At 26.1% G+C, this 2,233-nt stretch carries 2 protein-coding genes and 2 pseudogenes; all 4 read right to left on the bottom strand.

Annotation, left to right across the window (positions count from 1 at the left end; translation table 11 throughout):
• Positions 1–254: pseudogene (locus CQA75_RS08795) on the bottom strand (hypothetical protein); the annotation flags it as partial.
• A gap of 205 nt (positions 255–459) precedes the next feature.
• Positions 460–1,176 carry a hypothetical protein gene (locus CQA75_RS08790; RefSeq protein WP_137624585.1) on the bottom strand — a complete coding sequence of 239 codons (717 nt, stop codon included), beginning with the start codon at positions 1,174–1,176 and terminating at the stop codon, positions 460–462.
• Positions 1,177–1,216: 40 nt separating this feature from the next.
• On the bottom strand, positions 1,217–1,645 hold the full coding sequence (locus tag CQA75_RS09460) for a hypothetical protein (RefSeq protein ID WP_246023828.1): 429 nt from the start codon (positions 1,643–1,645) through the stop codon (positions 1,217–1,219).
• A gap of 216 nt (positions 1,646–1,861) precedes the next feature.
• Positions 1,862–2,233 (bottom strand): annotated as a pseudogene (locus CQA75_RS08780) (hypothetical protein); the annotation flags it as partial.

Here is a 2,233-nt window from a genome sequence, read left to right as displayed (position 1 = left end):
TGTCTTGCAAAAAATTCATTGTCAATAAGTTTTAAAAATAAATATTCAAATGCTAACAAAATATCTGTTTTTGAGGTATGTTTTAAATAGTCTAAAAATAAATCCATTTCAAAAAAATATTTCCCATTATTCTCTAATACCTTGTTTAAAATTTCATCACTTTCATAACCTGTTTTATCCATCCCTCTATAAAGAAAGATAGGATTGCCCATTGCGTATATCACTTTAATTTTCACCGCTTTATTTCTTAGCATGAATAATTTTATTAATCTTTGGATTTTTATCATAAATATTAATTACCTCTCCGTTACTTCCAGAACCCGTTCTATATACAAGATTAGTTTCATCATCCAACTTATATCTTGTAAGAAACTTTTCCTGTTTTCTTATTTTTTATAGAAATTTCTCTTTGTTCTATCTTTTGAGTATTTTATTATTATCTTTTAAAATTAACAAAAATCACCTATTAATCTCTCCAATCCATCTTATAATATTACCTTTATCATCAATTTCTACTTCCAAATCTTTATATTTATTGTAAAGCTTAGGGGCTAAAATTTCATTAAAGTATTTTGTGCCTTTTTTTGTCTTTGTTACCCATATATTATACCCACTCCAATATCTTGGCATATCCCAAGAAGTAGTGGAAAACATTGTGCTATAAACTTTTTCTCCTTTTTTAAGTTTGGGTAGAGTATTTGCTGTGTATTCTTTATCTTTGTAGATTAAAATATCTTCTTCATCTTCTTTTAAAAATGCATTAGTATAAAAAAAATTATCTTTAAAATAAATCCAAGCTTGATATTTATCTTCTTTATAGTAGGATAAATTAGTAGGATAGTCTGTCCTTGTATATTTATCTTCTGATCTTGAATCAATCCCAAAATCTATATATCCTGCTAAGAATAGTTGTCCTATGATGCCTACATATTCGCTATTATAATTTGGTTTGATGGAATTTTTTAAGTTTTCATCTTCTGTGAAAAACAAAGGGCAATATATATCATTAAATTCACATGCATCCCAAAAAATTGATCCTAAAAAATGATCTTCAAAGTATTCTAAAATATCTGTTTTATTAAGGTTTGGAATTTGTAGAAATAGCTTTATCTCTGATTTCTCATCAAAATCAGGAAAAAATGAACCATATTTATGAATTACTTTACCAATCGCCATTTTCTTTTGCCTTATTGTGAATTACATTATTTGGCTTTTTTCAACCTATATCAATTGCAGAACCACCTGAACTAGATGTTTTTCTTAATCTAAGAACGGTTCCATCATCTAATTTTCTCATTTTTATTCCATTTTTTGCGTCTTCTAATACCTCCGCTCCCTCTGTTATATCTTGCCATATTTCTTTTATATGCTTATTATCTTCGGCCATATAAACATTCTTATTTTTATAAAATTGTTTATAACCCATGTTATTTAACTCATCAGAAGTCTTAAGATTGTATTTATTTTTTAATACATCTATCACTTCTTGTTTTGTGGCATATTTGGATTTTTTCTTAATAATATTTTTTAAATTTTTAGGATTTTTTACAGCTACTAATGCAGCTAAAGCATTCCCAAAAATACCGCTATTTTCTACCGAATCTAAAGCAATATCTAAAATACTTCCCAAAGGAGCATAACTCACATCCTCCAAGGGTTTATCACTAAGTTCTAATTCACTAGGAAATATTATCTCTATAAAATCTCCACTACCATCTTGCGTTTCTATCCTTATAATATTATCAGGAATTTTTTCTTGAGTATTGCTTTTATTAGAACTTATATTATTGCTTTTTGTAGTATTTATATCCTTTGTGTTATTATCTATATTTACATCTTTATTTTTTGTTTTTATTCTATTTTATCCTATCCCATTTACCACTACAAATTTACAAACAAAAAGATCTTGCTTTCTATCTTCATCTTCTAAGATTTTATCTAGTCCCTTTGCGATTTGAAGTTTTAAATTTTTCATTTTAGCAGGGGCTAAAAAACTAAAATGATATTCATTTAGTTCTTTATTATCTTTTAAGGAATTTCTAATAATTTTATCATATTCATGTAACTCTTTAAAATATCCTGCTCCTAAATCTTTGTATTCAAATTTTTTATAAGCATCTTTATAGGCTTTAGGGATATTTTTAGGGATAATAAAATAAAGTTTGATTAAATTAGTATCAAAGCTAAGATTTAATTGTTTAAATTCATGATTTTTACTAAAATCTTTCCTAAA

It is taken from the genome of Campylobacter taeniopygiae (assembly GCF_005406225.1).
In the GTDB taxonomy this organism is placed as follows: domain Bacteria; phylum Campylobacterota; class Campylobacteria; order Campylobacterales; family Campylobacteraceae; genus Campylobacter_D; species Campylobacter_D taeniopygiae.
This window is presented reverse-complemented; position numbering and strand designations above follow the sequence as displayed.

What these genes read in the sequence shown, in the direction of transcription:
- CQA75_RS08790 (WP_137624585.1), bottom strand. Translation starts at nt 1,176, where the DNA reads ATGGCGATTGGTAAAGTAATTCATAAATATGGTTCATTTTTTCCTGAT.